Genomic DNA, 23254 nt, shown 5'->3' with positions numbered 1-23254 from the left:
AAGCAACCGCCCTGATCCTTTAAAAAACCGGTTCCGTGTATTGAGCGCGGTGGGCCCCCGGGGGGGGGGCCCACACAGCGGAGCGGGCAAGGGTCGCGGTCAGTTCCCGATGCCCAGCTTCTTGCAGCCTTCCGCGTAACGATCGACGCAGAGTTCGGCCGCGGTGTTGATCTTCTTGTCGATGATCTCGGCCTTCAGGTTTTCCTGCGTCACCACCGCCGGCGTGAACAGCTGCGAGGGCGTGTCGTACAGCGTCATCTCGGCCTTCGGCGTCTCGCCCGAAAGCAGCTTGATGGCGACGTTGGCGGCAGCCGCCGCCACGATCTCGCTCGGCTTGGAGATGGTGTTGTACTGGTCGCCGGCGATGATCAGCTGCAGTGCCGCGATCGTCGCGTCATTGCCGGTCACCGGCGGCACCGGATCGACGCCGGCGGCCTTGAAGGCCGCGATGGCGCCGCCACCGGTGCCGTCGTTGGCCGCGACCACGCCGAGGATCTTCGGACCGAAGCGGGTGATCTGGCCGCCGGCCCACTGCTGCGCCTTCGGCGGAGCCCATTCCGGCGTGTCGTATTCGGCCAGGATTTTGTAGCCGCTATTGTCGAGACCTTCGTGGATGCCCTTCTTGATCAGGCCTGCCGCCGCGTCGGTCGGCGAGCCGTTGATCTGCAAGACGCCGCCGGTCGCCGGATCGACCTTGAGCGCCTTCAGGTGCTCGACCAGCGAGTCGGCGATGGCCTTGCCTATGCCTTCATTGTTGAACGAGACATAGAAGTCGGCCGGTGCCGTCGGGATCGGCCGGTCATAGGCGATGACCTTGATGCCCTGGCTCTGCGCCAGCTTGACCAGCGAGGCGGCGGCGGTCGAGTCGACCGGGTCGAGCACGATCGCCTTGGCGCCTTGCGAGATCACCGAGTTGAACTGCTGCTGCTGGCGCGAGGCGTCGGCATCGGCGTTCTGGTAGAGCACCTTGCAGCCAGGGCACAGCTTCTTCATCTCGGCGGCGAAGCCGGGATAATCGTGCTGCTCGTAGCGGGTCGAGGCCTGGTCGGGCATCAGGAAGGCGACGGTTGCGTCGGTGACGGGCTCGGCAAAGGCGGCCGTGCCGCCGAGGAGAGAGAGTGCGAGCGCTGCCGCACTGGTCGATTTCCAAGCAAATCTGGTCATTCGAATGTCTCCGTTTCAAAAAATGGTTTCACGAAACCTGAACGCCACGTGGCGCCAGCTTGACTTCAAGTCCGACTGTTGCGAGGAGTGCGATCTGCGCCTCTCTGACGGATCTGCCTCGATCCCCAGCCAGCCGCGAACGTATCCTCCTGGGCATGATCGAAGGCGATCAGCCCGTATTGCTGGATTTCAGGACAAGCGATCTCCAGCACGGGGCGCATTGAGCGCACACCGCGTTATTCCTTCCCTAAGTCTCGGCTCCTCCCGGTTCCTCCCTGTTAGGCGGCAATCTCCGCATTGATGTTTTCCGCCAGCAACGCCCTGAAACGCGAAGGCGACATGCCCTTTTGCGCCAGGAACCGGCGGTTGAAGTTCGAGATATTGTTGTAGCCGGCGGCGTAGCAGATCTCGGTGATCGACATCTGGCCTTCGCTCATTAACAGCTGGCAGGCGAGGTTGATGCGCAGCCGGTTGACATATTCCACCAGCGCCATACCGGTGTGGCGACGGAAGCTGCGCGAAAACGCGCTGGGGCTGCGCCCGGCGATTTCGGCGAGGTCGCCTTCGCTGAACGGCTCGGTCAAATGCCCATTGATGTAGGCCAGCGCCTTGTTGATACCCGCCGACATGAAACCGGAGGGATCGGGAAGATAACCGGCGCTGGTCAGCGTGCGCACATCGCTGGCTCGGCTCAAAATGTCCAGCACGCCCATGAACAGCGAGAGGCGGCGCACGCCCTGCGCCTCGACCAGTTCGGCAAGCAGCGGTGCGGCAAGCTCGGCCGTCGCCGGCGAGAACAGCGCGCCGCGACGGCTGATTTCCAGGATACCGGCGCAGGCGGCGAGTTCGGGAAGGGCCGCCGTCGATTCGGCGATGAATGCTTCCGAGAACTGGACGACACGTCCGCGTAGCGGCACGCTTTCGCCCGGCGGTACGTCGCTGACCCAGTTGTGCGGCAGATTGGGGCCGGTGAGCACCAGATTGCCCGGCTCGAACTCACCGATAAAGTCGCCGACGAAGTAGCGGCCGGTGGTGGCGACGACCAGGTGGATCTCGTATTCGGGGTGGAAGTGCCAACGCACGGTGCGGAAGGGATAGCCGTGAGCCCACGCCTTGAACGACTCACCGTGTCTGATCTGGACGACTTCCAAGTCCGGATTCATGCCTGTTCCTCCCGACACCGGTCCAGTCATGCGACCAGTTGCAGTGTCCTCTCCGCAGGCCGCGTATGCCGCTCTCTGCAGTGATCAAAGCTTAGGCGGCAATCCCTGCCGCCGCCACCACGGTCTGTCCATCTGACCGATACTTTTTTGACGTTTTTGTGGTCAAGAGAACGGCTGCTGGGAAAGATGCCTCCGGCTGTAAAGCCGCCAAGGCACCCGGAGCCCATGGCTGACGGTTTCTTCGAACCATCGGCAACGCCCGGATCGGTCATGCGTCGTCGTTACCTCACCTCGTGCAGCGCACCATTCGCTACCGCTGCGGGCGGCGACACCATATCCGGCACGAGTATCTCGTTGCGGCGCGCGAAGGTGACCAGGGTGGCCCGCACCGTCTCCGGGTCGATCTCACCGGCGATGCCGGCCTTGCAAGCGTTGAGCGCGACGGCATGAGCGCCGTTGCGGCTGGCGGTCGGCCAGTCCTGAAGCAGGGCATAGGCTTCCATCACGCTGTCGATCTTCCTCGGAAAACCCATTCCGACCAGAAGGGTGACCGGTTCCTCAAACTGCCCGCGATTCATGGCTTGTGCCTCCTCTCGATTGTGCAGGACCTGCGGCGGACCGAAGACCGAAGAGCGCGGCCCGCCGGGGATAGGGTGGATGGGGCTGGACGTCTTGTATCGAGGATTGAATAGCCGCTTCGGCGCCGCCGATCGCGCCCGGATCGCCGCCCAGTTCGGTCCTGGCAGGCTCGATCCGGTCAGTTCGATCTTGGCCGGCCCGACATTGGCAGCGTCGAGCGACGGAACGCATCGGCCCGGCGCCGGCAGCGCCCTGTGCGCCTTCACCAGCGCCTCCAGCCAAGCGACGACGGCAAGCGGAGACGGATTGCGGCCATCAAGCCAGGACGCGACCTCGCTTTGCGGACGGCCAAGTTCGGCCGCCAGGTCGCCCGCCTCCCATCTCAGAATTTTCAGGCATTCACGCAACCGGCCCGCAATCACGTCTCCACCTCCACAACAGCAATGTTTTCGTCGCATGCAACAGAACGAAGATCGCTAAACAGCGATCGTCAATTCAGCCGCCGACGGATGCCCCGGCGGCCGCCGACACCTGCTGCGCGGCAAGGAACATCAGCGTCGACGCCGCGGTACGCCGGTTCCAGCCGGCGGTTTCGGCCATGTCGAGCAGCCGTGCCAGCAGCGGCTGCAGCGCGCTCCTGCATTCGGTCTCGTAGGCCAGGAATTCCTTTGCCTGATGCGTCGGCGCCGGTACGGATCCGAGGCCAGCCATTGCGTCCATGTCTACCTCCACTTTTCTTCGACTGATGCCCGCTCCCCACGGGGAGCGGGCGGATTGGCCGCGACCTCAGAAGTCCATACCGGCGCCGGCCGGCATGGCCGGGGTGGCGGCTTCCTTCTTCGGCTTCTCGGCCACCATCGCTTCGGTGGTCACGAGCAGGCCGGCGACCGATGCCGCGTCCTGAAGAGCCGCGCGTACCACCTTGACAGGATCGATCACGCCCTGGCCGAAGAGATCGCCGAATTCGTTTGTCTGGGCGTTCCAACCCCAGCCGAACTCGCTCTTCTCGCGCAGCTTGCCGACGATGATCGAGCCCTCCGCGCCTGCATTCTCGGCGATCTGGCGGACCGGCGTTTCGATGGCGCGGCGCACGATCTCGACTCCGGTTCGCTGGTCCGCATTGTCGGTCTGCACGGCATCGAGCGCCTTGGCGGCCCTCAGCAACGCAACGCCGCCGCCGGGCAGCACGCCCTCCTCCACCGCGGCGCGAGTCGCGTGCAGTGCGTCGTCGACGCGGTCCTTGCGCTCCTTGACCTCGACCTCCGTCGAGCCGCCGACGCGGATGACGGCGACACCACCGGCGAGCTTGGCCAACCGCTCCTGCAGCTTCTCGCGATCATAGTCGGAAGTCGTCTCCTCGATTTGCGCCTTGATCTGGGCAATGCGACCCTGGATCTCTTCCTTGCGCCCGACACCGTCGACAATGGTGGTGTTCTCCTTCTCGATCACCACCTTCTTGGCGCGACCCAGCATCTGCAGCGTCACATTCTCGAGCTTGATGCCGAGATCCTCGCTGATCGCGGTGCCGCCGGTCAGGATGGCGATATCCTCCAGCATGGCCTTGCGGCGATCACCGAAGCCCGGTGCCTTGACGGCCGCGACCTTGAGGCCGCCGCGCAGCTTGTTGACGACGAGCGTCGCCAGCGCCTCACCCTCGACGTCCTCGGCGATGATCAGCAGCGGCTTGGAAGCCTGCACCGCAGCTTCGAGCACGGGCAGCATCGCCTGCAGGTTGGAGAGCTTCTTCTCGTGGATCAGCACATAGGGCTCGTCGAGCTCCACGCGCATCTTGTCCTGGTTGGTGATGAAATAGGGCGAGAGATAGCCGCGGTCGAACTGCATGCCTTCGACAATTTCGAGTTCGGTCTCGGCGGTCTTGGCTTCCTCGACTGTGATCACCCCTTCATTGCCGACCTTTTCCATCGCCTGGGCGAGGAAGCGGCCGATCTCGGCATCGCCATTGGCCGAAATGGTGCCGACCTGCGCGATTTCGTCGTTCCTGGTCACGTTGCGGGCATTGGCCTTCAGCTCGGCCACCACCGCCTCCACGGCCTTGTCGATGCCGCGCTTCAGGTCCATCGGGTTCATGCCCGAGGCCACGGCCTTCGCACCTTCCTTGACGATGGCCTGCGCAAGCACGGTCGCCGTCGTGGTGCCGTCGCCGGCGATATCACTGGTCTTGGACGCCACCTCACGCACCATCTGCGCGCCCATGTTCTCGAACTTGTCCTCGAGTTCGATCTCCTTCGCCACCGTCACGCCGTCCTTGGTGACGCGCGGCGCGCCGAACGACTTGTCGATAACGACGTTGCGCCCCTTGGGGCCGAGCGTCACCTTCACCGCGTTGGCGAGGATGTCGACGCCGCGCAGCATCTTCTCGCGCGCTTCGGTATGGAATTTCACCTCTTTGGCAGCCATTGGATCACTCCTTCATCTCGGCGGCATTCGTTGACTGGTTGGATTTCGAAGAAGCCATCATGCAGCCTTCTTCACTTGCTCGGCCTGCTCGATCACGCCCATCACGTCGCTTTCCTTCATGATGAGCAGATCCTGACCGTCGAGCCGGATCTCGGTGCCGGACCATTTGCCGAACAGGATGCGGTCGCCGACCTTGACGTCGAGTTCGACAAGCTTGCCGCTGTCGTCGCGTGCGCCGGGGCCCACGGCGAGCACTTCGCCTTCCTGCGGTTTTTCCTTGGCGGTGTCGGGGATGATGATGCCGCCGGAGGTCTTCTCCTCGGCTTCGATGCGGCGGACCAGAATACGGTCATGCAGTGGACGGAACGCCATGTCGTTCTCCTCATGGACAAACAGATTTTTGCGGTTCCTCCGCGCCGAACCGGCAATATCGGACCGGTGCGGAACGCTGCGACCCTTCATCAGGCATCGCGGCGCATATCGAGCTAGTTTTGCCGGTTTTCGGTTTCAAGAGCCCGGCGAAAAAAATTAGCACTCGAGCACTGCGAGTGCCAAAAGCCTGTTAACGGAGGCTTATTTCGCGAGGGACGCCGGGCCGCCGCTTGAATTTTCTGCCACCATCCAACAAATTATCTCCCGCCGGCGCCATCGCGGGCGCCGGAACCGCTTACCCTCCCAAGGAGTTGTTCGCAGACGGAGCACATCGATGGAACGACAGACTTATTCACCGATCACTTCCACCCCGGCCGTCGAAACATCCGACCTCGCGCTTGACCGCCTGCTCCAGCCGGCCAGCCATTTCAAGCATCCCGAAGAGGTGCTGAGCAACGACACACTCGACCTGCTGGAAAAGCGCGCGATCCTGTCTTCCTGGGCGTCAGATGCCTGCGCCGTCTATTCCATGCCGGCACTGCGCCAACCACCGGGCGCCAGGCAACCGGTGTCGTTCGACCAGATCATGGACGCGCTGTTCAAGCTCGATGGCGACGCCTCGGCGCCACCTCAGCCGCCCGGCGAGTTCCCTCACCTCTTCGACAGGCTGGGTGCCTGATATCCGACAGAAAGGAGTAACGAATGGTCGCGAGCGTCAGCAAGGAATTCCGCCTCCAGATGGAGGGGTATGGCCTGACCACGGCAGAGATTCATTATCGCCTGCCCGACCATCCGAGCTTGCTTCAGCTCTATGTCTGGCAGGACTATGATCTCGCCCCGGCATTTCCCGAACTCAAGGGCTTTCTCCATTATTGGGAGCGCGAGCTCGACGGCCCGCTGCACTCGGTCCGCGTCGCTCACCACCGGCTCATCCAGCCGTCGGAATGGCGGGCCGTCGACGGCATCATCGCCATCCACTAGGGTATGCTTGGCCATGCGGTGGCAGCGCGCCCCCGTTTCGTCGAGCGCGATGCCGGTGACAAGGCTATCCCGCAAACCTTGCCGCCGTCCACGCACCACCCGCCGCGTTCGAATCCACCGCCGCCGCGACGAACTTCACGCCGCGGGCGCCGTCGACGACATCGGGCACCTGCGCGGCACGAGCTGCATCCACGACCGCGCCCGAGCGATGGGCGCGGACGATGTCGGCGGCGTCGCGGTAGAAATTGGCGAAGGCCTCGATATAGCCCTCCGGATGCGCTGCCGGCATGCGCGAGACACGCTGGCTTTCAGCGGTCGAGCCATGGCCGCCGCGCACCAGCGCGCGGGTTTCCTCGCCATAGCGGGAGAAGCGCAGTTCCTCCGGCCGCGCGCCCGACCATTCGAGCCCGGCTTTGTCGCCATAGACGCGCACCGAGAGATCATTGTAGTGGCCGGGTGATGTCTGGCTGGCCAGGATGGTGCCGCGCGCGCCGCCGGTCCAGCGCATCAGCACATGCGCGTTGTCGTCGAGCCGGCGTCCCGGCACGGCGGTGAAAAGATCGGCCGACACCGCCTCGACCTCGCAGCCCGAGATGAAGCTCGCGAGGTTGAAGGCATGCACGCCGATATCGGCCAGCACAGCCGACTGCCCGGCGCGCGCCGGATCGGTGCGCCACTCCGCCTGTTTCTGGCCCTCGGCGTCAATCGCTTTGGTCAGCCAGTCCTGGATATACGAACCATGCACCGACACGATCCGCCCAAGCTCGCCCGCCGCCACCATTTCGCGCGCCTGCCGCACCATTGCGTAGCCGGTGTTGTTGAGGGTGACGACGAAGCGACGCTTTTTCGCCTTCGCGAGCGCCACCAGCGCTTCGGCGTCGGCCAGCGTCGTCGACAGCGGCTTGTCGCAGATCACGTCGATGCCTGCTTCGAGAAAAGCGGTCGCGATCGGCGCGTGCAAATGATTGGGCGTGACGATGACCACCGCCTCGATGCCATCCGGCCGCGCGGCTTCTGCCTTTGCCATGACGCGATAGTCGGCATAGCTGCGCTCCGGCGCGATGCCGATCTCGGCGGCCGAGGCGGCAGCGTTCTCCGGATCGGAGGACAGCGCGCCGGCCACCAGCGCGATCTGGTCGTCAAGGCGCATGGCCAGCCGATGCACGGCGCCGATGAAGGCACCACGGCCGCCACCCACCATGCCGACCCGCAAACGTTGGCGCGTCGATCCATCCGATGTTGCATAGACCATTTTCAAACTCCTCTCGGCAGGTGCAATCCCATGAGGCCGCTAGCACTTTCGAACACAATTTCCAATTTGCATATTGTAAAACGATCGTGCCGCGCTAGCCTGAAATCATGAGTGGGGCAGGCAAAAGATCCGGTCGATCCAGCGCCGACGAGGCGGCGACGCGCAAGCGCGGACGCTCGCTGGCCGCCCTCGGTTACATCCAGCCGCAGACCTATGAGGAACTGCGCGCGGTGCTGTCTTCAGGCACCGTGCATTTCCCCAAGCGGCTGCGCCAGGTCGCCATCTTCCTGTGGCAGCATCCGAGCGATGTCGCGCTCGGCACCATCGCGCAGGTGGCGGCGCAGGCTGGCGTCCAGCCGTCGACGCTGGTGCGGTTTGCCCAGATCTTCGGCTATGCCGGGTTTTCCGATTTCCAGGGTCTGTTCAAGGACCACGTCAAGGGATCGTGGCCGGAAGGGCGCGGCGAGCAACGGACCGAGGCCGAACCCAACCTGCATTTCCTGCACGGCATGGTCGGCGCCTCGCAGGCTTCGCTTGGCCGCATCGAGAGCGGCTTCGACGTCGAGAGTTTCGAGAAGATGGTGGCGCTGCTGGCGGCCGCCGACCTGATCTATGTCATCGGCTCCAAACGCGCCTTCCCCGTCACCACTTACCTGTCGCTGACGCTGTCGCAACAAGGCGTGCGCAACGTGCTGGTCGACAATGTCGGCTCCTCGGCACTCGACCAGCTCGGCTGCATCGGCAGGCAGGATGCCGTGTTGGCAGTCTCTTTCAGCCCCTACAATTCGATCACTCCCGACCTCGTCGCGGTGGCGCATGAGCGCAGGGCCCGCATCGTCACCATCACCGACAGCACCTTCAGCCCGCTGGTCCGGCTGTCGGACAGCTGGCTGGAAGTGGTGGAATCGGACTTCGGCGGCTTCCGCTCGCTGGCGGCGTCGCTAGCGGTCGGCATGGCGCTGGTCCATGGTGTCGTCGCGCGGCGCAGCAAATGAGATGCTGCTGGCACAATTGACTATCGGGAATTGACGTTCCATATTTCTAAAAATAGAAACTTTGTTCCGGGAGGAGGAATGGAGCTTCAACTCAACGGAAAGGTGGCGCTGGTCACCGGCTCGACGCAAGGCATCGGCCTCGCCATCGCCGAGACGCTGACGCGCTCCGGCGCGGCTGGCCTGCTGGTCACCGGGCGCGAGAAGACGCGTGGCGACGCCGTGGCGGCGGAGCTTTCGCAGCTCGGCACACCGACGATGTTCGTCGCCGCCGACCTCGCCGACCCGGCAACCCCTGCCCTGTTGGCGCAAGCCTGCGTCGACCGCTTCGGCCGCATCGACGCGCTGGTCAACGCCGCCGGCCTGACCGACCGCGCCTCCTTCCTCGATGCCGATCTCGACGACTGGGCCTCGCTGTTCGCGGTCAATGCACGCGCACCGTTCTTCCTCATGCAGGCGGCCATCGCCGATATGAAGAAGCGCGGCCAGGGCGGCGCGATCGTCAACATCCTGTCGATCAACGCCCATTGCGGCTCGCCGGAGCTTGCCGTCTATTCCGCCAGCAAGGGCGCGCTGGCGACGCTGACCAAGAACGCCGCCAATGCCCACCGTTTCGACCGCATCCGCGTCAACGGCATCAATGTCGGCTGGACCGACACGCCGGCCGAGCGCGTCATGCAGGCCGAGACGCTGGGCAATGGTCCCGGCTGGCTCGATGCCGCGAACGCCTCCCAGCCCTTCGGCCGTCTGTTTTCTACGAACGACATCGCCAACCTTGCCGGCTTCCTGCTTTCCGACGCGGCCGGCCCGATGACCGGCACGCTGATCGACCAGGAACAGTGGGTGATCGGGGCGAACAGGTGAACGCCCTCGAAACGCTCAGCCCGGCATTGCTGGAGAGGCTTCCCGCAGCTGTCCAGACACCGTCCTACGACCGTACAGTCCTCGCACCCGGCATGGCGCATCTCGGCGTCGGCGCCTTTCATCGCTGCCACCAGGCCGAGTACACCGACGACCTCTTGTCGATCCGGTTCGACCGCTGGGGCGTGGTCGGCATCAACATCCGCCCACCCGGCCTCGCCGACACGCTCGGCCGGCAAGGCGGCCTCTATACCAGGCTGATCCGCGACAACAGCCTCATCGAGGCACGTGTCATCGGCAGCATCGTTGGGGTGGTCGACAGCCAGGCCAGCGCCGCGCCGGCGCTACATGTGCTGTCCTCGCCCGACATCGATCTGGTAACGCTGACGGTGACCGAGAAAGGCTATTGCCACATCCCATCGAGCGGCGAACTCGATTCTCGCCACCCCGACATCGTCCATGACCTCGCCAACCCCGCAACGCCACGCAGCGTGCCCGGTCTATTGGCGCGGGCGCTGGAGCTGCGCAGGGCGACGCATGGGCGGCCGTTGACGCTGCTCTCCTGCGACAACATCCCGACCAACGGCATCATCCTGGCCAATGTCGTGCGGGCTTTTGCCGAGCGGCGCGGCAATGGCCTGGCCGAGTGGATCGAAGCCAACGCCGCTTTCCCCTCGGCCATGGTCGATCGCATCGCGCCGGCGGTGACGCAGGATGATCTCGACAGCGTCGAGCAGTGGTTCGGTTACCGCGATGCCGCCGTTGCCGTCGGCGAGCCGTTCCGGCAATGGGTGATCGAGCACAAATTCGCCGGCCGCGTGCCGCGCTGGGATCTCGTCGGGGCCAGCTTCGTCGACGACGTCACGCCGTTCGAGCATCTCAAGATGCGGGTGCTCAACGGCGCCCAGACGACGCTCGCCACGCTCGGCGTTCTGGCCGGCCTCGAACACACATCAGATGCCATCGCCGACCCCCTCCTGGCCGCCTTCGTGCGGCGCATGCTTGTCGAGGAAACGCTGCCGACGCTGCCGACGGTACCGGGCATCGAGCCGCTGGCCTATGTCGAGCAAAGCCTCGGCCGCTTGCGCAACATCGCGATCCGCCACCGCAACCACCAGATCGCCACGGACGGCTCGCAGAAGATCGTGCAGCGTCTGCTCAACCCGATCCGCGACCGATTGAGCCAAGGCGAAAGCATCGGCCTGCTTTCGGTGCCGGTCGCCGGCTGGATGGCCTATCTGATCCAGGCCTCGGCGCGGTTCGGCAGGCGTTGGCCAGTGTCGGACCCCTTTGCCGGCAAGGTCGCCGCGATCGCCGAGGCAACCGGCGACGATGCGCAGGCGCTGGCCGCCGGCATCCTTGCCATCGACACCATTTTCGACCCCGGCCTTGCCGCGAACGATATTTTCCGCAGGGCCGTCACATCAGCGCTTGGCGAACTGCTATCGGACGATCCGATGGCGGCCGTCAGGCACAGTCTTGAACAAGCTGACGCCTCACGGTTGAAGCGGCGCGCGCAATCGGCATAGTGGAAGTCGGTCGTGAATTCACAACCAGGGGAGGCAGCATGAAACTTGGAGTGCTCACCGCACCGTTCGCGGAGACGCCGCTTGGCGAGGTCGCCGGCTGGGCAAGCGCGGCCAGCTTCGAGGCGCTGGAAATCGCCTGCTGGCCGAAATCCTCCGGCGCCAGCCGCCGCTATGCCGGCACAAGCCATATCGACGCCGCCTCGACTTCCGCCGCACAGGCGAAAGAGATCGTCGCCTCGCTGGCGGAAAAGAATCTCGCCATCTCCGGCCTCGGCTACTACCCCAACCCGCTGCATCCCGATGCCGCCCACCGCAAAGCGGTCATCGCCCATCTGAAGAAGGTGATCGTGCTGGCAGCCAATATGGGCGTGCCTGTCGTCAACACCTTCTGCGGCGGCGATGCGTCGAAGACCGTCGACGTCAACTGGCAGGAGGCGCTAAAGGTCTGGCCTGAAATCGTCGCTTATGCGCGCGACCATGGCGTCAAGCTCGCCTTCGAGAACTGCCCGATGATCTTCAGCTATGACGAGTGGCCGGGCGGGCACAACATCGCCTATTCGCCGCAGGTCTGGCGCCGCATCCTCGAAACCTGGGGCGGCGATGTCGGCATGAATTTCGACCCGTCGCACCTGGTCTGGCAGATGATCGACCAGGCTCGTTTCATCAGGGAATTCGGCCCCTATATGCTGCATGTCCACGCCAAGGACCTGATGATTGATCATGATGGTTTGTACGAGCGCGGAATCCTGTCTTCCGGCATAGGCTGGCAGGTGCCGCGCATGCCGGGGCTGGGCGATGTCGACTGGAGCAGCTTCTTCTCCGGCCTCTACCGTGCCGGCTATGACGGCCCCATCATCATCGAGCACGAGGATCGGCGATTTGAAGGCAGCGACGATCAGGTCAAGCGGGGTTTCCTGCTCGCCCGCGACGTGCTGCGTCCCTTCGTCAAATGACGGCGGAAATACAGGTCGACAAAGACATGTAGAGAACAACGAGTTGAAGCGCAGCGCCTGAATTTCTGTCTAAGCGTTGCGCTTCAACGACTTGGAACTGAACTGAAAAACAATGTGGAGGAAGTCTGAAATGAAGAAAATACTGACCACGGTCCCACTGCTTGCGGGTGCTGCCTTGCTGGCCTCGGTGGGCGTCTCGTCCGCCGCCGGCAAATACACGATCGGCATCTCCAACACCGTGCAGGGCAATGGCTGGCGCGAGGAGATGGTCTGCGCCATGAAGGCACAGGCGCTGGCTTCCGGCGAGGTCGCCAAGCTCAACATCGCCCACCGCAACACGGATGCCGCCGGCCAGCTTGAAGACATCCGCAACCTGATCAGCGCCAAGGTCGACGCCATCGTCGTCAATCCCGCCGATCCGGCCGGCATCAAGGCGGGCCTCGAGGAAGCCACCAAGGCCGGCATCGTCGTCGTCGCGGTCGACCAGGCGGTCACCGAACCGTCGGCCTACATCATCTCCAATAATCAGGAACAGTACGCCTATCTCGGCGCCAAGTGGCTGTTCGGCCAGATGGGCGGCAAGGGCGACGTGTTCTACATGCGTGGCGCGGCCGGCGCTTCCGCCGACAGCGATCGTGACAAAGGCTTCAAGAAGGCGCTGGCCGAATTCCCCGACGTGAAGGTCGCGCAGGAAGTCTTCACCGGCTGGCAGCAGGATCAGGCCAAGCAGCAGATGCTGTCCTTCCTCGCCACCGGCACGCCGATCAACGGCGTGTGGACCTCCGGCATCGACAACGTCATCGTCGACGCGCTGGTCGAATCGCAGGCCCCGCTGGTGCCGGTGGTCGGCGCCGACAATGCCGGCTTCGTCGGCCAGCTGAGCTCGGTCAAGGACCTCGTCGGTGCGGCGGTGACCAATCCCGGCTCGATCGGCGGCGCCGGCGTGACGCTCGCCCTGCAGATCCTCGACGGCAAAAAGCCGGCACAGCAGACCGTGCTAGTCGAGCCGCAACTGTGGGAGAACGCCACCGAGGAAGGCAAGGCCAAGTTGAAGGCCGCCGCCGATCCATCGCTCAGCCCGGAATGGCCGGTCTCGATCTCGATCCCCGACTGGACGACGTATACCAAGGAACAGATCGTGGCGTGCAAGGGGCCGGGCGAGTAAGAACCGCGCTTCTGCCTTCTCCCCTTGTGGGAGAAGGTGGATCGGCGCGCAGCGCCGAGACGGATGACGGGTGTTCCAGCGGAGTGAGACGTCGGCATTCCCTGAAATACCCCTCATCCGACCTCGCTTCGCGAGGCCACCTTCTCCCACAAGGGGAGAAGGCAGAGCCTCTCAGCAGTACGCCGCGCGCAAGCCTGGCGTACTGCTGGATTAAACAGGCCACAGAAATCGAGACCCAAACCATTTGACCAGCAACTCCCTCCTCGACGCGTCAGGCGTCGCCAAGCATTACGGCGCCGTTGCAGCCCTTCGCAACGCGTCGCTCTCCGTGCTGCCGGGCGAAGTGCACGCGCTGATGGGCGCCAATGGCGCCGGCAAGTCGACGCTGGTGAAGATCCTGACCGGCGCCATATCAGCCAATGCCGGCCGCATCCTGATCCGTGGCGAGGCCCGCGACATACGCTCGCCCGCCGCCGCGCGCCGCGCCGGCCTGCTGCCCGTCTACCAGGAGCCGTCGCTGATCCCCGATCTCGACGTGCTGTCCAATCTGCGGCTGACCGGCACGCCGGTCGAACCGTTCCGCGCCTGGGTGCGCGAACTCGGCATTCCCGACCTCGATATCCGCGACACCGCGCGCGACATTCCGCTGGCTGTGCTGCGCGTGCTCGACTTGGCGCGCGCGCTGGCCGTCGAGCCCGATGTGCTGCTTCTCGACGAGATGACGGCAGCCTTGCCCGCCAACCTCGCCGAAAAGGTGCTGGAAGTGGTGCGCCGCCAGGGCGACAGCGGCCGCGCCGTGATCTTCATTTCCCACCGCTTCGTCGAGATCTCGGCACTCTGCGACCGCGCCACCGTGCTGCGTGACGGCGAGACCGTCGGCGTCGTCGATATCGTGCCCGGGGTCGAGGAAAAGATCGTCGAGCTGATGCTCGGCACCCGCATCGTCAAGACCCACGTCGCCGCCCGCAGCGCCGGCCAGAAAGCAGCCCCCGCCCCTGCCCGGCCGCGTCTGGCCGTGCGCAATCTGCGCGTCGGCACCAAGCTCAACGACGTCTCCTTCGATCTGGCCGACGGCGAGGTGGCCGGCGTCGTCGCGCTCGAAGGCCAGGGCCAGGACGAATTGTTCGCGGCGCTGGCCGGCTCGATCCGGCCATCGGGCGGCACGATAGAGGTCGATGGTAGCCCGGTGAAATTCTCGCACCCGATCGACGCCATCCGCGCCGGCATCGCCTATGTGCCGGGCGATCGTGCCGAGGCGCTCGCCATGCAGCGCTCGGTGCGCGAGAACATCGCGCTGCCCTTCAGCGCCGCGCCGCGCAACTGGGGGCCGATCAACATGCGCCGGGAGCGCGCGAAAGTGGTCAGCGCCATCGAGCGCCTGCAGATCGACACCCGCGCGCAAGGCGAGGTGCAGCGCCTGTCCGGCGGTAACCAGCAGAAAGTGACCATCGCCCGCTGGATCGCCGCGGACGCCCGCACCATCCTGTGCTTCGACCCGACGCGCGGCATCGATGTCGGCACCAAGCAGGAAATCTACAAATTGGTGCGTGAGCTTGCCGGCCACGGCAAGTCGGTGCTGTTCTACACATCCGAGCTGGAAGAGGTGCAGCGTGTCTGCGACCGCGTCATCGTCATCTTCGGTGGCCGCGTCGTCGACATTTTCCCTGTTGAGGAGGCCGACGAGCCGGCGCTGATGCGCGCCGCCTATGGCCTGCCACGTGGCGCCAAGGCCGATATCGGCATTCTGGCCGATCCCACGTCGAGCACTTCGGAGCCGACCGCGCCGGGGGCGGCGCCATGAGCCGCCACTTCTTGCGCCGCCGGGGCTGGGTCGCCGGCCTGTTCGCCCTCTTCGTCGCCCTGTTCATCATCACAAAGCTGATCCAGCCGGCCTATGGCAGTGGCGATTTCGGTTCGCTCGCACGGGCGGTTTTGCCTTACGCCTTTGCGGTGGCCGCACAGACCGTGGTCGTCATCGCCGGCGGCATCGACCTGTCGGTCGCCGCCATGATGGCGCTGACCAGCGTCACCGCCGCCTCGATGATGGCCGGCGCCTCGGAAGAATACGCGCTGTTCGTGGTGCCCTTCGTGCTCGCCATGGGCTTCGTGCTCGGCGCCGTCAACGGCATGCTGATCGTCGTCACCCGCGTGCCTGACATCGTCGTGACGCTCGCCACCCTGTTCGTGCTGCAGGGCGCTGCCCTACTGGTGCTCGACGCACCGGGCGGCGGTGCCGCCGAATGGCTGAAGGCGCTGATCTCGGGCACCGTGCCGATACCCGGCCTGCCCGACAGTATCGACGCCTGGCTGCCGAAGGCACTGCTGCTGCTGGTCGTCTGCCTCTGCATCATCTGGATCCCGATCAGGCGCTCACGCCTCGGCCTCTCCATCTACGCGATCGGCTCGAGCGAACTGGCGGCGTTCCGCAGCGGCGTGCCGGTCAAGCGCACCCGCATCATCGCCTATGCGCTGTCGGGGTTGTTCGCGGCCATGGGCGGGTTGGCACTGACCATGAGCACCGGCATCGGCGCGCCCATTCCCGGCCCCTATCTGCTGGCCAGCGTGGCGGCGGTGGTGCTGGGCGGCGTGGCGCTCGGCGGCGGCAAGGGCGGCCTGCTCGGCCCCATCGTCGCCGTCTTCGTGCTGCGGCTGGTGCGCACCGACCTGACGCTGCTTGCCATCGACCCCAACGTCACCGCCATCATCGAAGGCGCCATCATGGTCGCCGTGGTGATGTTCGGCGCGTTTATTACGATGCGGGAGCGGCAACAATGAGCACCACCGCGATCACTCCCCAATCCGTGCCACTGGGCCGCCGCGTAAAGCGCTTCATGGCCGACCGGCCGCTGGTCCCGCTGATCATCCTGCTCGTCATCCTGGTGGTGATCCTGCAGATCCTGCGCCCCGGCATCGTCAACGAGCGCTGGATCGCCAACACCATCAAATTCGCCATACCGCTGGCGATCCTCGCCGGCTGCCAGACCATGACCATGCTGACCGGCGGCATCGACCTGTCGGTCGGCACGGTGGCGACGATGAGCGCCTTCATCATGGCGACGCAAGTCGTCAACCAGGACCCGGCGGTGGCCTTCCTGCTGGCGATGATGCCGGCGGTGCTGATCGGCCTTATCAACGGCATCGGCGTCGGCGTCTTCCGCGTCCACCCGCTGATCATGACGTTGGGCACCAGCCTGATCGGCACCGGCTGCCTGCAGGTCTACCAGCGCACGGTGATTGCGTCGGGCGCCAAAATCCCCGACTTCCTGGCCTGGCTCGGCACCGGCCTGACATATGGCATCCCCAACGCGCTGCTGCTGTTCGTGCCGCTGGCGGCGCTGATCGTCTTCACGCTCGCCCGCACCGGTTTTGGCCGCCTGCTCTACGCCGTCGGCGACAATGAACGCGCAACGCGCCTGTCCGGCGTGCAATACTGGCAGGTCATCACCGCGCTCTACATCACCTCCAGCGTGCTCGCCGGCATCACCGGCTTGCTCTACATAGGCCTGATCAAGGCCCCATCGCTGTCGCTCGCCGAACCGCTGGTGCTGCCCTCGGTGGCGGCGGCCGTAATCGGCGGCACCTCGATCTTCGGCGGCCGCGGCGGCTACACCGGCACCATCATCGGCGCGCTGATCCTGACGGTGCTGACGACCCTGCTGACCATCCTGCAAATGCCCGAAGGCGCAAGGCGGATCCTGTTTGGGCTGATCGTGCTGTTCGTGACGGCGGCGTATTTGCGGATTGTGGAGGAGCGGTAGGCGCGGGCCTAGCGGCACATACCGGCCAGTCGAGAATTGGAATTGAATTACGGTGACAGTGCACTTTTATGCACCCTGTCGCCCTATCGACTTGCCCGTTTCCCAGCCTCGTCAGGAGCGTCGGGGGCGGCCAAGCTTCACTGCCGATCGACACACCAGCATCATTTATCAGACCCAAAATACTTGGTCCGCAGATCATCGATCTCGCCCGTATCATGAGCGCCAAGCAATTCTATCGTTAGTGGTCGGGTCAGGAGGCTCTGTCGCGGAAGCGCGAAGCCGTACTTATCAGGCTCGAACATTGGCCCGACCACCTTCACCGGTAGATCGGGATGGGTGTAGGCGTGGTATTCGAGAACGGGGGCATCGGCGATGATCGCAGCCACGTCGCCATTCACGAGACCTTCGACGGCGCGATCGAGCCCAGCGTAGGTGAGGGTTTGAAGCCCCTGTTGCCGGGCAAAATCCTCCTCGACGGTGCCCGTCAGCACACCGATCGGCTTGTCGGTCAGATCGGCGAGGCCATTGATCTTGTTCGTGAGGGAAAGGGTGGTCATCACGCTCGTCACCGAAGAGGTGACATAGGCAAGGACAGCGATACCACAGACCAGCCATAGCCCCTGCCAGATACGGCCGACCCAGCCGAACAGGTTCTTTCGCGAAGGCGACTTGCCGGATGTCGCGACCGACATCACCGTATAGAAGCTTTCGGCGAAGCCGTCGCGCCACCGCTTGGGAAAAGCCTCGTCAAACTGGCGATCGAAGAAGGTAAGCAGGACCGTGACAGCCAAAATGATCAAGGCGATCCAGGCATAGGCTGTCAGGAAGCCGGCATCGCCAAGACCCGCGATCAGGTTGCCGAAGCCCTTTCCCCGATCCGTGCTGGTCATGATCCGCATGCCGCCGTCAAACCAGGGCTGGGTGAAGTCCAGTAGTTCGGCCCGGGATTGATTGATCGTCAAATTTGTGACCGCTACGTCGATCCTGCCGGAAGCGGCCGCCAGAACCAGATCGTGAATGGTGTCGAACTGGACGTAGCGATACTGGTGGCCGAGTTTAGCCGCGAGGCCCTCCCAGAGATCGACCGCCATGCCGGTGAACTGCCCCTTATCTTTCATGACGAAGGGAGGGTTGACGAAGAGGCCGACGTTCAAGGACTCGGCAGGCTGTTGCGCCTGGGCTGCGACTTGCGGCCACAGCAACATCAGGAGCACAATGAAGGAGCCGGCTAGCCTGCACCAGGTCCGCATGGCGATCCTTTCCTTGTTGGCATCTCAACCCGGTCGAGGACGGCAAGGGAGTATCGCCAGAAACCGGAAAGGCTGGCGCGTCCATGAGCGGCGACCGGCCCTCGCGCGGTGTTGCCAGGCAAGTGCAGGACGGTCCGATCGGCTGTTTTGCGGCATGCGGCAGCTCGGAAAACTACCTGTCGTGACGGCTGTCGTGCCGGCGGCTTTTCTTTCGGATGCATGCAACGGCCTGGCCAGTAACGAAAACCGCCATTACAACACATCAGGACATTCTCTATCAAAAAATAAGTCATCAAGCGATCCGCCATTTCAATTTGGTATGACTTTGAAACAACAATATGATATATTTGCAAAACGACATGGATTACGCAAAAAAGTTATATTCATATATTGCAGGGCTTTTCCGTCAGTGTCATTTTAGTATCTGCTAAGACACCATCGCGAGCTCCAGACTATTTTCCATATTATTAAGCATTTGCAAAATTCAACCCGCGCTGTGGCGCTTTTTTCTTGCTACAGGCCGACTTCGGATGCAGCTTTTTTTGGCAACAGCATCCGCGTCCGCGGATTGCTGCATGCTTGGGCGGACGGGCGCTAAGCATGGAAAGGGAAATCGACATCCGCTGATGCGGCCTCCCGTGGGCTCGACCCTGCCCGCTCTTCTTTTGAGGCTGTGGACCATCTCCCATCCCAGGCTGCTCGTGGTCGTCGAGCTACGCGTTTGACGGACAATCCGCAGCGGCCAGCCAGTCGAGGAATGAACCATGAAATTCACAGTCTACGCGATCATCGCCACTGCCTTGGTGGCGGTCGCCGGATGCACCACCGACGACTACGATGGTTGTCGCGGAAACGGCTGCCTGGTCGATCGGCCTCAGCAAAAAAATCGGGAGATCGATGACCGGCCGCAATACGACAGGAACGGCAATCCGAACTTCGATACGCGTGGCCGCTACATCGGCTGCCATGGGCTGGGATGCGAGGTCGACGATCCTGATGATGGCGATCAAAGCATCGACGACAGGCCGCAGTACGATAAGCAAGGCAATCCGAATTTCGATACGCAGGGCAATTACCAAGGATGTCACGGCATCGGCTGCGAGGTCGATACGCCGGCCGATGACAGCTCATCGGACGATGACGATTCCAATTGATAGGCCACGCACCTAACAAGGAGGCCGATTATGTCTGAATTCGACAGCCATCGACGTGCCAAGATCGTTGTGATCGGCCTCGCGGGGCTCGGAATGACGCTGACGTCCGCTTTCGCAGCGAATAGCGACTGCCACGGCGTAAAGGTCGATGTGACGAAGGCGCGCGAACAAGAGTTTGGCCCTCTCGTTGCATCGGCGATGACCAACAAGGTCAAGCCAGCCCAGGTGAAATTCCAAACGATTCTGGAAAGCGGGAAATGGAGCGCCGTTTATATTTCTACGCCCGTGGCCGATGACGGCATGATGTTCTTCCAGACAGTCAATGGAAAAGGGCAGTTTCGTGAAGTATGGGGCGGATATGCGGCTCCATCGGAAAAACCTGAATTGGTATCCTGGGCAAAGAAGCTCGGAGTGCCGCAAGATCTGGCAAAGTGTTTTGCCGAGACAGTTACGGAACGAAGGTGATGGTCGCCGGGTATTGCCGCGAATGATTTTCAGCACGTTCGTCGAACGGATACCGTGTCAGCTGCCTGGAGCGGTGCATCGAACGCAACTCCATCTTCTTGTTTTAATGGGCCGTCCCCTCACAGCGCCAGGCTCCCCTGCTCCACCTCCTCGGCATTCGGGTCGCCCGGCGCGGTTGCCCAGGCGAGTTCGACCAGCGTCACGATGCGCTTTCCGGTGCCGTCGAGCTGGCAGACGATGAGGCCCTGTTCCTCGATATAGGTCAACAGGCGCCGGGCGCGGCGCAGCGAGTGGGAGCCGTAGGCGCGGGCGATCGCGGCGTCGCTCGGGCACGGCCAGCCCTCCTTTGCCGCCCGCGCGATCATCATGAACACGCCCTGCATGTCGTCGGGCAGCAGCGAGGCGCGCACCGAGACGTCCTGCCAGGCCTCATCGCCTGCCGCCATGTCGGAGCCGAGACCGGCGCGGGCACGCGTCAGCATGCGGCGGAACTCCGGCAGGTCGGGCACGACCGAGGCGAGGCCTTCTATGCGGCAGCGGACCACGAACTCCTGATAGAGCACCCCGATCACGCGAAAACCCGCATCGGGTTGCGCCAGGATGGCGCGCAACACACGGTCCACGCGCTCACGGCGCTCCGCCAGATCCTCGGCGCTGACTTGCGGCTCCACAGGCTCGGGGCGGATTTCCAGCGCAGCCGACTTCGCCGCCATCAGCTGGTCGAGCAGGTCCGGCGACGCTGTGCGGCGCGGTGCGCGCGCCGTCTCCGGCGGCGGAGCGGCCAGGATGATGGCGCGTGCATCCTCGAGCGCCGCTTCCGGCATCGCCATCAGCCGCGGCGTGCCGTTGCGCGGGCTGGTGTCGGTCGGGCCGATGCGAAGCCCCAGCGGACGGCGCGACAGCGCCGGGCCGAGCGCCATGAACTGCCCGCGCTCCAGATCGCGAAAAGCCTCCGCCTGGCGCCGTTCCATGCCCAGGAGATCGGCGGCGCGGGCCATGTCGATATCGAGGAAGGTGCGGCCCATAAGGAAATTGGACGCCTCGGCGGCGACATTCTTGGCGAGCTTGGCGAGCCGCTGGGTGGCGATGATGCCGGCAAGACCGCGCTTGCGGCCACGGCACATCAAATTCGTCATGGCGCCGAGCGAGAGTTTGCGCGTTTCGTCCGACACCTCGCCGGCCACCGCCGGTGCGAACAGCTGCGCCTCGTCCACCACCACCAGCATCGGGTACCAGTGGTCACGGGCGACCTCGAACAGCCCGCCGAGGAAGGCGGCGGCGCGCCGCATCTGGTTCTCGGCATCGAGCCCTTCGAGATTGAGCACGGTGGAAACGCGATGGATGCGCGCCCGCTCGCCGGCCGCCTGCAGGCCGCGTTCGGTATGCTGCTCGGCATCGATCACCAGATGGTCGTAACGGTCGCCCAGCGAGACGAAGTCGCCTTCGGGGTCGATGATGGTCTGCTGCACCCAGGGCGCGCTCTGCTCCAGGAGCCGGCGCAAAAGATGCGATTTGCCGGAGCCGGAATTGCCCTGCACCAAAAGCCGGGTGGCCAGCAGTTCCTCGAGATCCAGGGTCGCCGGGGCGCCCGCGGTCGTGTGTCCCATCTCGATCGCAACGGTCATTTCGACTCAGGCGCTCCTTTCGCAGACGGGCTTATCAACTGGGTCACAGCCCGTCGAGCACGCAAGGCCGGCAGTTCCGCGTTGCGCACAGCTGTCCTGACTCGGTTTGTCGGGTTAGCCCCTGTGGATAGTAACCAGTCGTTCACCATGGGCCGGCGTTTCGATTGCGGACGCCCCGCATCCGCTTAGCCTGACCTTGCATCGCGTGCCCAACGTGGTGCGTCCCGACCCCAACGTGGCGACCGACGTTTTCAAATTTTCTTTCGCGGTATATGTCGGTCGCCAATTTTGCCTGGTCCCATCCTGTTCTGACATCGTACGGACCCGCTCCATGGCGCAAACTTTGGGTTGACCCCTTCGGACCGCGAGGCGACACTCCACCCAACGCTACAGGTGCGAGGAGGAATTGCGATGGACGAGCCCGAACGGTGGCGCCACATGTCGACTGCGCCGAGGGATGGCAGCCGGATCCTGGTCACCGTGCGCCCATCCGAACAGGGGCCGGCCGAAGTCGATCTCGCCTATTGGTCGCGCGCCGACCAGTTCGCCTCGGAAGGCTGGCGCGCGTCGGACTCCTCGCCCGGGCGCGTCATCGAATACGCCGAACCGGAACTGAAATGCTGGATGCCGCTGCCGACCGCCAATCTCAGCCGCGCATCCATGCCGGCGCCCTGGGAAGGCGAAGACGCCCAGCAGCTCGACGGCTCGGGGATTTGAGGGCGCAGGAGATCGGCAGCTTTGCGGTCGTCTCTCTTCAAGCGAAGTCCTGCAAATTGGTCTCCTGAAGCTTGGCTCCCGCGAGCAGTGCTTCGAGCACCTGCTTCTTGAGCGTGAGGCACTGCGAGCGGGCAAGTTTGACGATGCCGGTAACCTCGCGCGCCTCGCAGGCATGAACCAGGTCCTTTTGCTGGCCGATAATCAGCTGCGTGAGGTCGCGCGACCTGAAGCCGAGGTGGAGAACCCTCTCCGACTGGTCGAGTATCTGACCCAGCAGCTGCGCCAGGCGTGAATTTCCCGACAGCTCCGCCAAGGCCAGGCGAAAGGCCCGATCCGCCGCCAGGAATGCAACATGGCTGCGCAGCGTCTCCGGTTTCAGCACTTTCCTGGCAGCCTGCCTGACATCCTCGAGCCCCCGCTCGGTGAGGCCCGACGCGGCCACTCTGAACACCTCCGGCTCGATCAGACTGCGGACATCGAAGATCTCGGCGACATCGCGCAGCGTCAGCGGCGTGATGACATAGCCACGGCGCGGCTCGCTCCTGACCAGCCCTTCCTGCATCAACCGGGTCAGAGCCGCGCGGATCGTCGCCTTCCGGATCTGGTACCGATCGCCAATCTGCTTTTCCGTCAGCGTTTCACCGGGGCGCAGCACGCAGGCGACGATGTCGCTCTTCACCTGCTCGTAGGCCTGCTCGCTACGCAGCAGGTCTGCGGTCGACGGCGCCGCGCCCGCGGACAGGGCCGGTCTCGGCGATGCGGCTGTGAAATCGCGAGGCGTCATGCTTGTTCCGTTCTGGCGATTCGGTTGACGACGCCATCGACATTGATTAGCCTGAGCATCTCAGATCGATCA

General features: G+C 64.1%; 23 protein-coding genes. 13 read left to right on the top strand and 10 right to left on the bottom strand.

Features of this window, described 5'->3' with window-relative positions:
• Positions 1-99: 99 nt before the first annotated feature.
• The 6 genes from NKH02_RS25350 to NKH02_RS25325 all read right to left on the bottom strand — a co-directional run bounded on the left by NKH02_RS25350 (position 100) and on the right by NKH02_RS25325 (position 5696).
• Positions 100-1164 (bottom strand): ABC transporter substrate-binding protein, encoded by a 1065-nt coding sequence (locus tag NKH02_RS25350; RefSeq protein ID WP_352873489.1) that lies wholly within the window; start codon positions 1162-1164, stop codon positions 100-102.
• 278 nt (positions 1165-1442) lie between these two features.
• Positions 1443-2327 carry an AraC family transcriptional regulator gene (locus tag NKH02_RS25345; protein ID WP_352873488.1) on the bottom strand — a complete coding sequence of 295 codons (885 nt, stop codon included), beginning with the start codon at positions 2325-2327 and terminating at the stop codon, positions 1443-1445.
• 281 nt (positions 2328-2608) lie between these two features.
• The gene (locus tag NKH02_RS25340; RefSeq protein ID WP_352882417.1) at positions 2609-3328 is read right to left on the bottom strand and encodes a DUF982 domain-containing protein; all 720 of its coding nucleotides are present in this window, start codon (positions 3326-3328) and stop codon (positions 2609-2611) included.
• Between the two features lie 73 nt (positions 3329-3401).
• Entirely contained in the window at positions 3402-3626 is a 225-nt protein-coding gene (locus tag NKH02_RS25335) for a hypothetical protein (protein ID WP_352873486.1), read from the bottom strand.
• A 66-nt stretch (positions 3627-3692) separates the two neighbouring features.
• On the bottom strand, positions 3693-5324 hold the full coding sequence (groL, locus tag NKH02_RS25330) for a chaperonin GroEL (RefSeq protein WP_352882415.1): 1632 nt from the start codon (positions 5322-5324) through the stop codon (positions 3693-3695).
• 57 nt (positions 5325-5381) lie between these two features.
• Positions 5382-5696, bottom strand: coding sequence for a co-chaperone GroES (locus NKH02_RS25325; RefSeq protein WP_352882413.1), 315 nt, complete (start codon positions 5694-5696; stop codon positions 5382-5384).
• A gap of 334 nt (positions 5697-6030) precedes the next feature.
• Here NKH02_RS25325 and NKH02_RS25320 point away from each other — a divergent pair, with 334 nt between their 5' ends.
• Both NKH02_RS25320 and NKH02_RS25315 read left to right on the top strand, forming a co-directional pair.
• A complete protein-coding gene (locus NKH02_RS25320) occupies positions 6031-6375 on the top strand; it encodes a hypothetical protein (protein ID WP_352882411.1) in 345 nt (114 codons plus the stop codon).
• Between the two features lie 23 nt (positions 6376-6398).
• Positions 6399-6677 carry an usg protein gene (locus NKH02_RS25315; RefSeq protein ID WP_352873482.1) on the top strand — a complete coding sequence of 93 codons (279 nt, stop codon included), beginning with the start codon at positions 6399-6401 and terminating at the stop codon, positions 6675-6677.
• Positions 6678-6741: 64 nt separating this feature from the next.
• Here NKH02_RS25315 and NKH02_RS25310 read toward each other — a convergent pair whose 3' ends face one another.
• Positions 6742-7929 (bottom strand): Gfo/Idh/MocA family protein, encoded by a 1188-nt coding sequence (locus tag NKH02_RS25310; protein WP_352882409.1) that lies wholly within the window; start codon positions 7927-7929, stop codon positions 6742-6744.
• Between the two features lie 107 nt (positions 7930-8036).
• Between NKH02_RS25310 and NKH02_RS25305 the strand changes: the two genes are divergently transcribed.
• From NKH02_RS25305 to NKH02_RS25270, 8 genes are all read left to right on the top strand, one after another.
• Positions 8037-8924, top strand: a complete 888-nt coding sequence (locus NKH02_RS25305; RefSeq protein ID WP_352872460.1) for a MurR/RpiR family transcriptional regulator — start codon at positions 8037-8039, stop codon at positions 8922-8924.
• 78 nt (positions 8925-9002) lie between these two features.
• Positions 9003-9785, top strand: a complete 783-nt coding sequence (locus NKH02_RS25300; RefSeq protein ID WP_352882407.1) for an SDR family oxidoreductase — start codon at positions 9003-9005, stop codon at positions 9783-9785.
• Positions 9782-11311, top strand: a complete 1530-nt coding sequence (locus NKH02_RS25295) for a mannitol dehydrogenase family protein (protein WP_352882406.1) — start codon at positions 9782-9784, stop codon at positions 11309-11311. Before NKH02_RS25300 ends, NKH02_RS25295 begins: the two co-directional genes overlap by 4 nt.
• Before the next feature lie 38 nt (positions 11312-11349).
• The gene (locus NKH02_RS25290; RefSeq protein ID WP_352882405.1) at positions 11350-12264 is read left to right on the top strand and encodes a sugar phosphate isomerase/epimerase family protein; all 915 of its coding nucleotides are present in this window, start codon (positions 11350-11352) and stop codon (positions 12262-12264) included.
• A 130-nt stretch (positions 12265-12394) separates the two neighbouring features.
• Entirely contained in the window at positions 12395-13429 is a 1035-nt protein-coding gene (locus tag NKH02_RS25285) for an ABC transporter substrate-binding protein (protein WP_352872466.1), read from the top strand.
• Positions 13430-13673: 244 nt separating this feature from the next.
• Positions 13674-15230, top strand: coding sequence for a sugar ABC transporter ATP-binding protein (locus NKH02_RS25280; RefSeq protein WP_352872468.1), 1557 nt, complete (start codon positions 13674-13676; stop codon positions 15228-15230).
• Entirely contained in the window at positions 15227-16204 is a 978-nt protein-coding gene (locus tag NKH02_RS25275) for an ABC transporter permease (protein WP_352872469.1), read from the top strand. The genes NKH02_RS25280 and NKH02_RS25275 overlap by 4 nt, the downstream gene beginning before the upstream one ends.
• Positions 16201-17187, top strand: a complete 987-nt coding sequence (locus NKH02_RS25270) for an ABC transporter permease (protein WP_352882404.1) — start codon at positions 16201-16203, stop codon at positions 17185-17187. Before NKH02_RS25275 ends, NKH02_RS25270 begins: the two co-directional genes overlap by 4 nt.
• A 161-nt stretch (positions 17188-17348) precedes the next feature.
• Here the strand turns inward: NKH02_RS25270 and NKH02_RS25265 are convergent, their stop codons facing one another.
• A complete protein-coding gene (locus tag NKH02_RS25265) occupies positions 17349-18437 on the bottom strand; it encodes a transporter substrate-binding domain-containing protein (RefSeq protein ID WP_352882402.1) in 1089 nt (362 codons plus the stop codon).
• Positions 18438-19201: 764 nt separating this feature from the next.
• Between NKH02_RS25265 and NKH02_RS25260 the strand changes: the two genes are divergently transcribed.
• The gene (locus tag NKH02_RS25260) at positions 19202-19591 is read left to right on the top strand and encodes a hypothetical protein (protein WP_352872476.1); all 390 of its coding nucleotides are present in this window, start codon (positions 19202-19204) and stop codon (positions 19589-19591) included.
• A 30-nt stretch (positions 19592-19621) separates the two neighbouring features.
• Entirely contained in the window at positions 19622-20056 is a 435-nt protein-coding gene (locus NKH02_RS25255) for a hypothetical protein (RefSeq protein ID WP_352882399.1), read from the top strand.
• Positions 20057-20175: 119 nt separating this feature from the next.
• Here NKH02_RS25255 and NKH02_RS25250 read toward each other — a convergent pair whose 3' ends face one another.
• Entirely contained in the window at positions 20176-21681 is a 1506-nt protein-coding gene (locus tag NKH02_RS25250; protein WP_352882397.1) for a helicase HerA domain-containing protein, read from the bottom strand.
• A gap of 411 nt (positions 21682-22092) precedes the next feature.
• Between NKH02_RS25250 and NKH02_RS25245 the strand changes: the two genes are divergently transcribed.
• Positions 22093-22398 carry a hypothetical protein gene (locus NKH02_RS25245; protein WP_023761099.1) on the top strand — a complete coding sequence of 102 codons (306 nt, stop codon included), beginning with the start codon at positions 22093-22095 and terminating at the stop codon, positions 22396-22398.
• 37 nt (positions 22399-22435) lie between these two features.
• Here the strand turns inward: NKH02_RS25245 and NKH02_RS25240 are convergent, their stop codons facing one another.
• Positions 22436-23182: a GntR family transcriptional regulator gene (locus NKH02_RS25240; protein WP_352872481.1), complete on the bottom strand. Its 747-nt coding sequence runs from the start codon at positions 23180-23182 to the stop codon at positions 22436-22438.
• Positions 23183-23254: the final 72 nt, after the last annotated feature.

It is taken from the genome of Mesorhizobium sp. M1396 (assembly GCF_040317725.1).
Lineage (GTDB): Bacteria > Pseudomonadota > Alphaproteobacteria > Rhizobiales > Rhizobiaceae > Mesorhizobium.
Note: the sequence above shows the minus strand (reverse complement) of the source record. Positions and strands in the feature narration are given on the sequence as shown.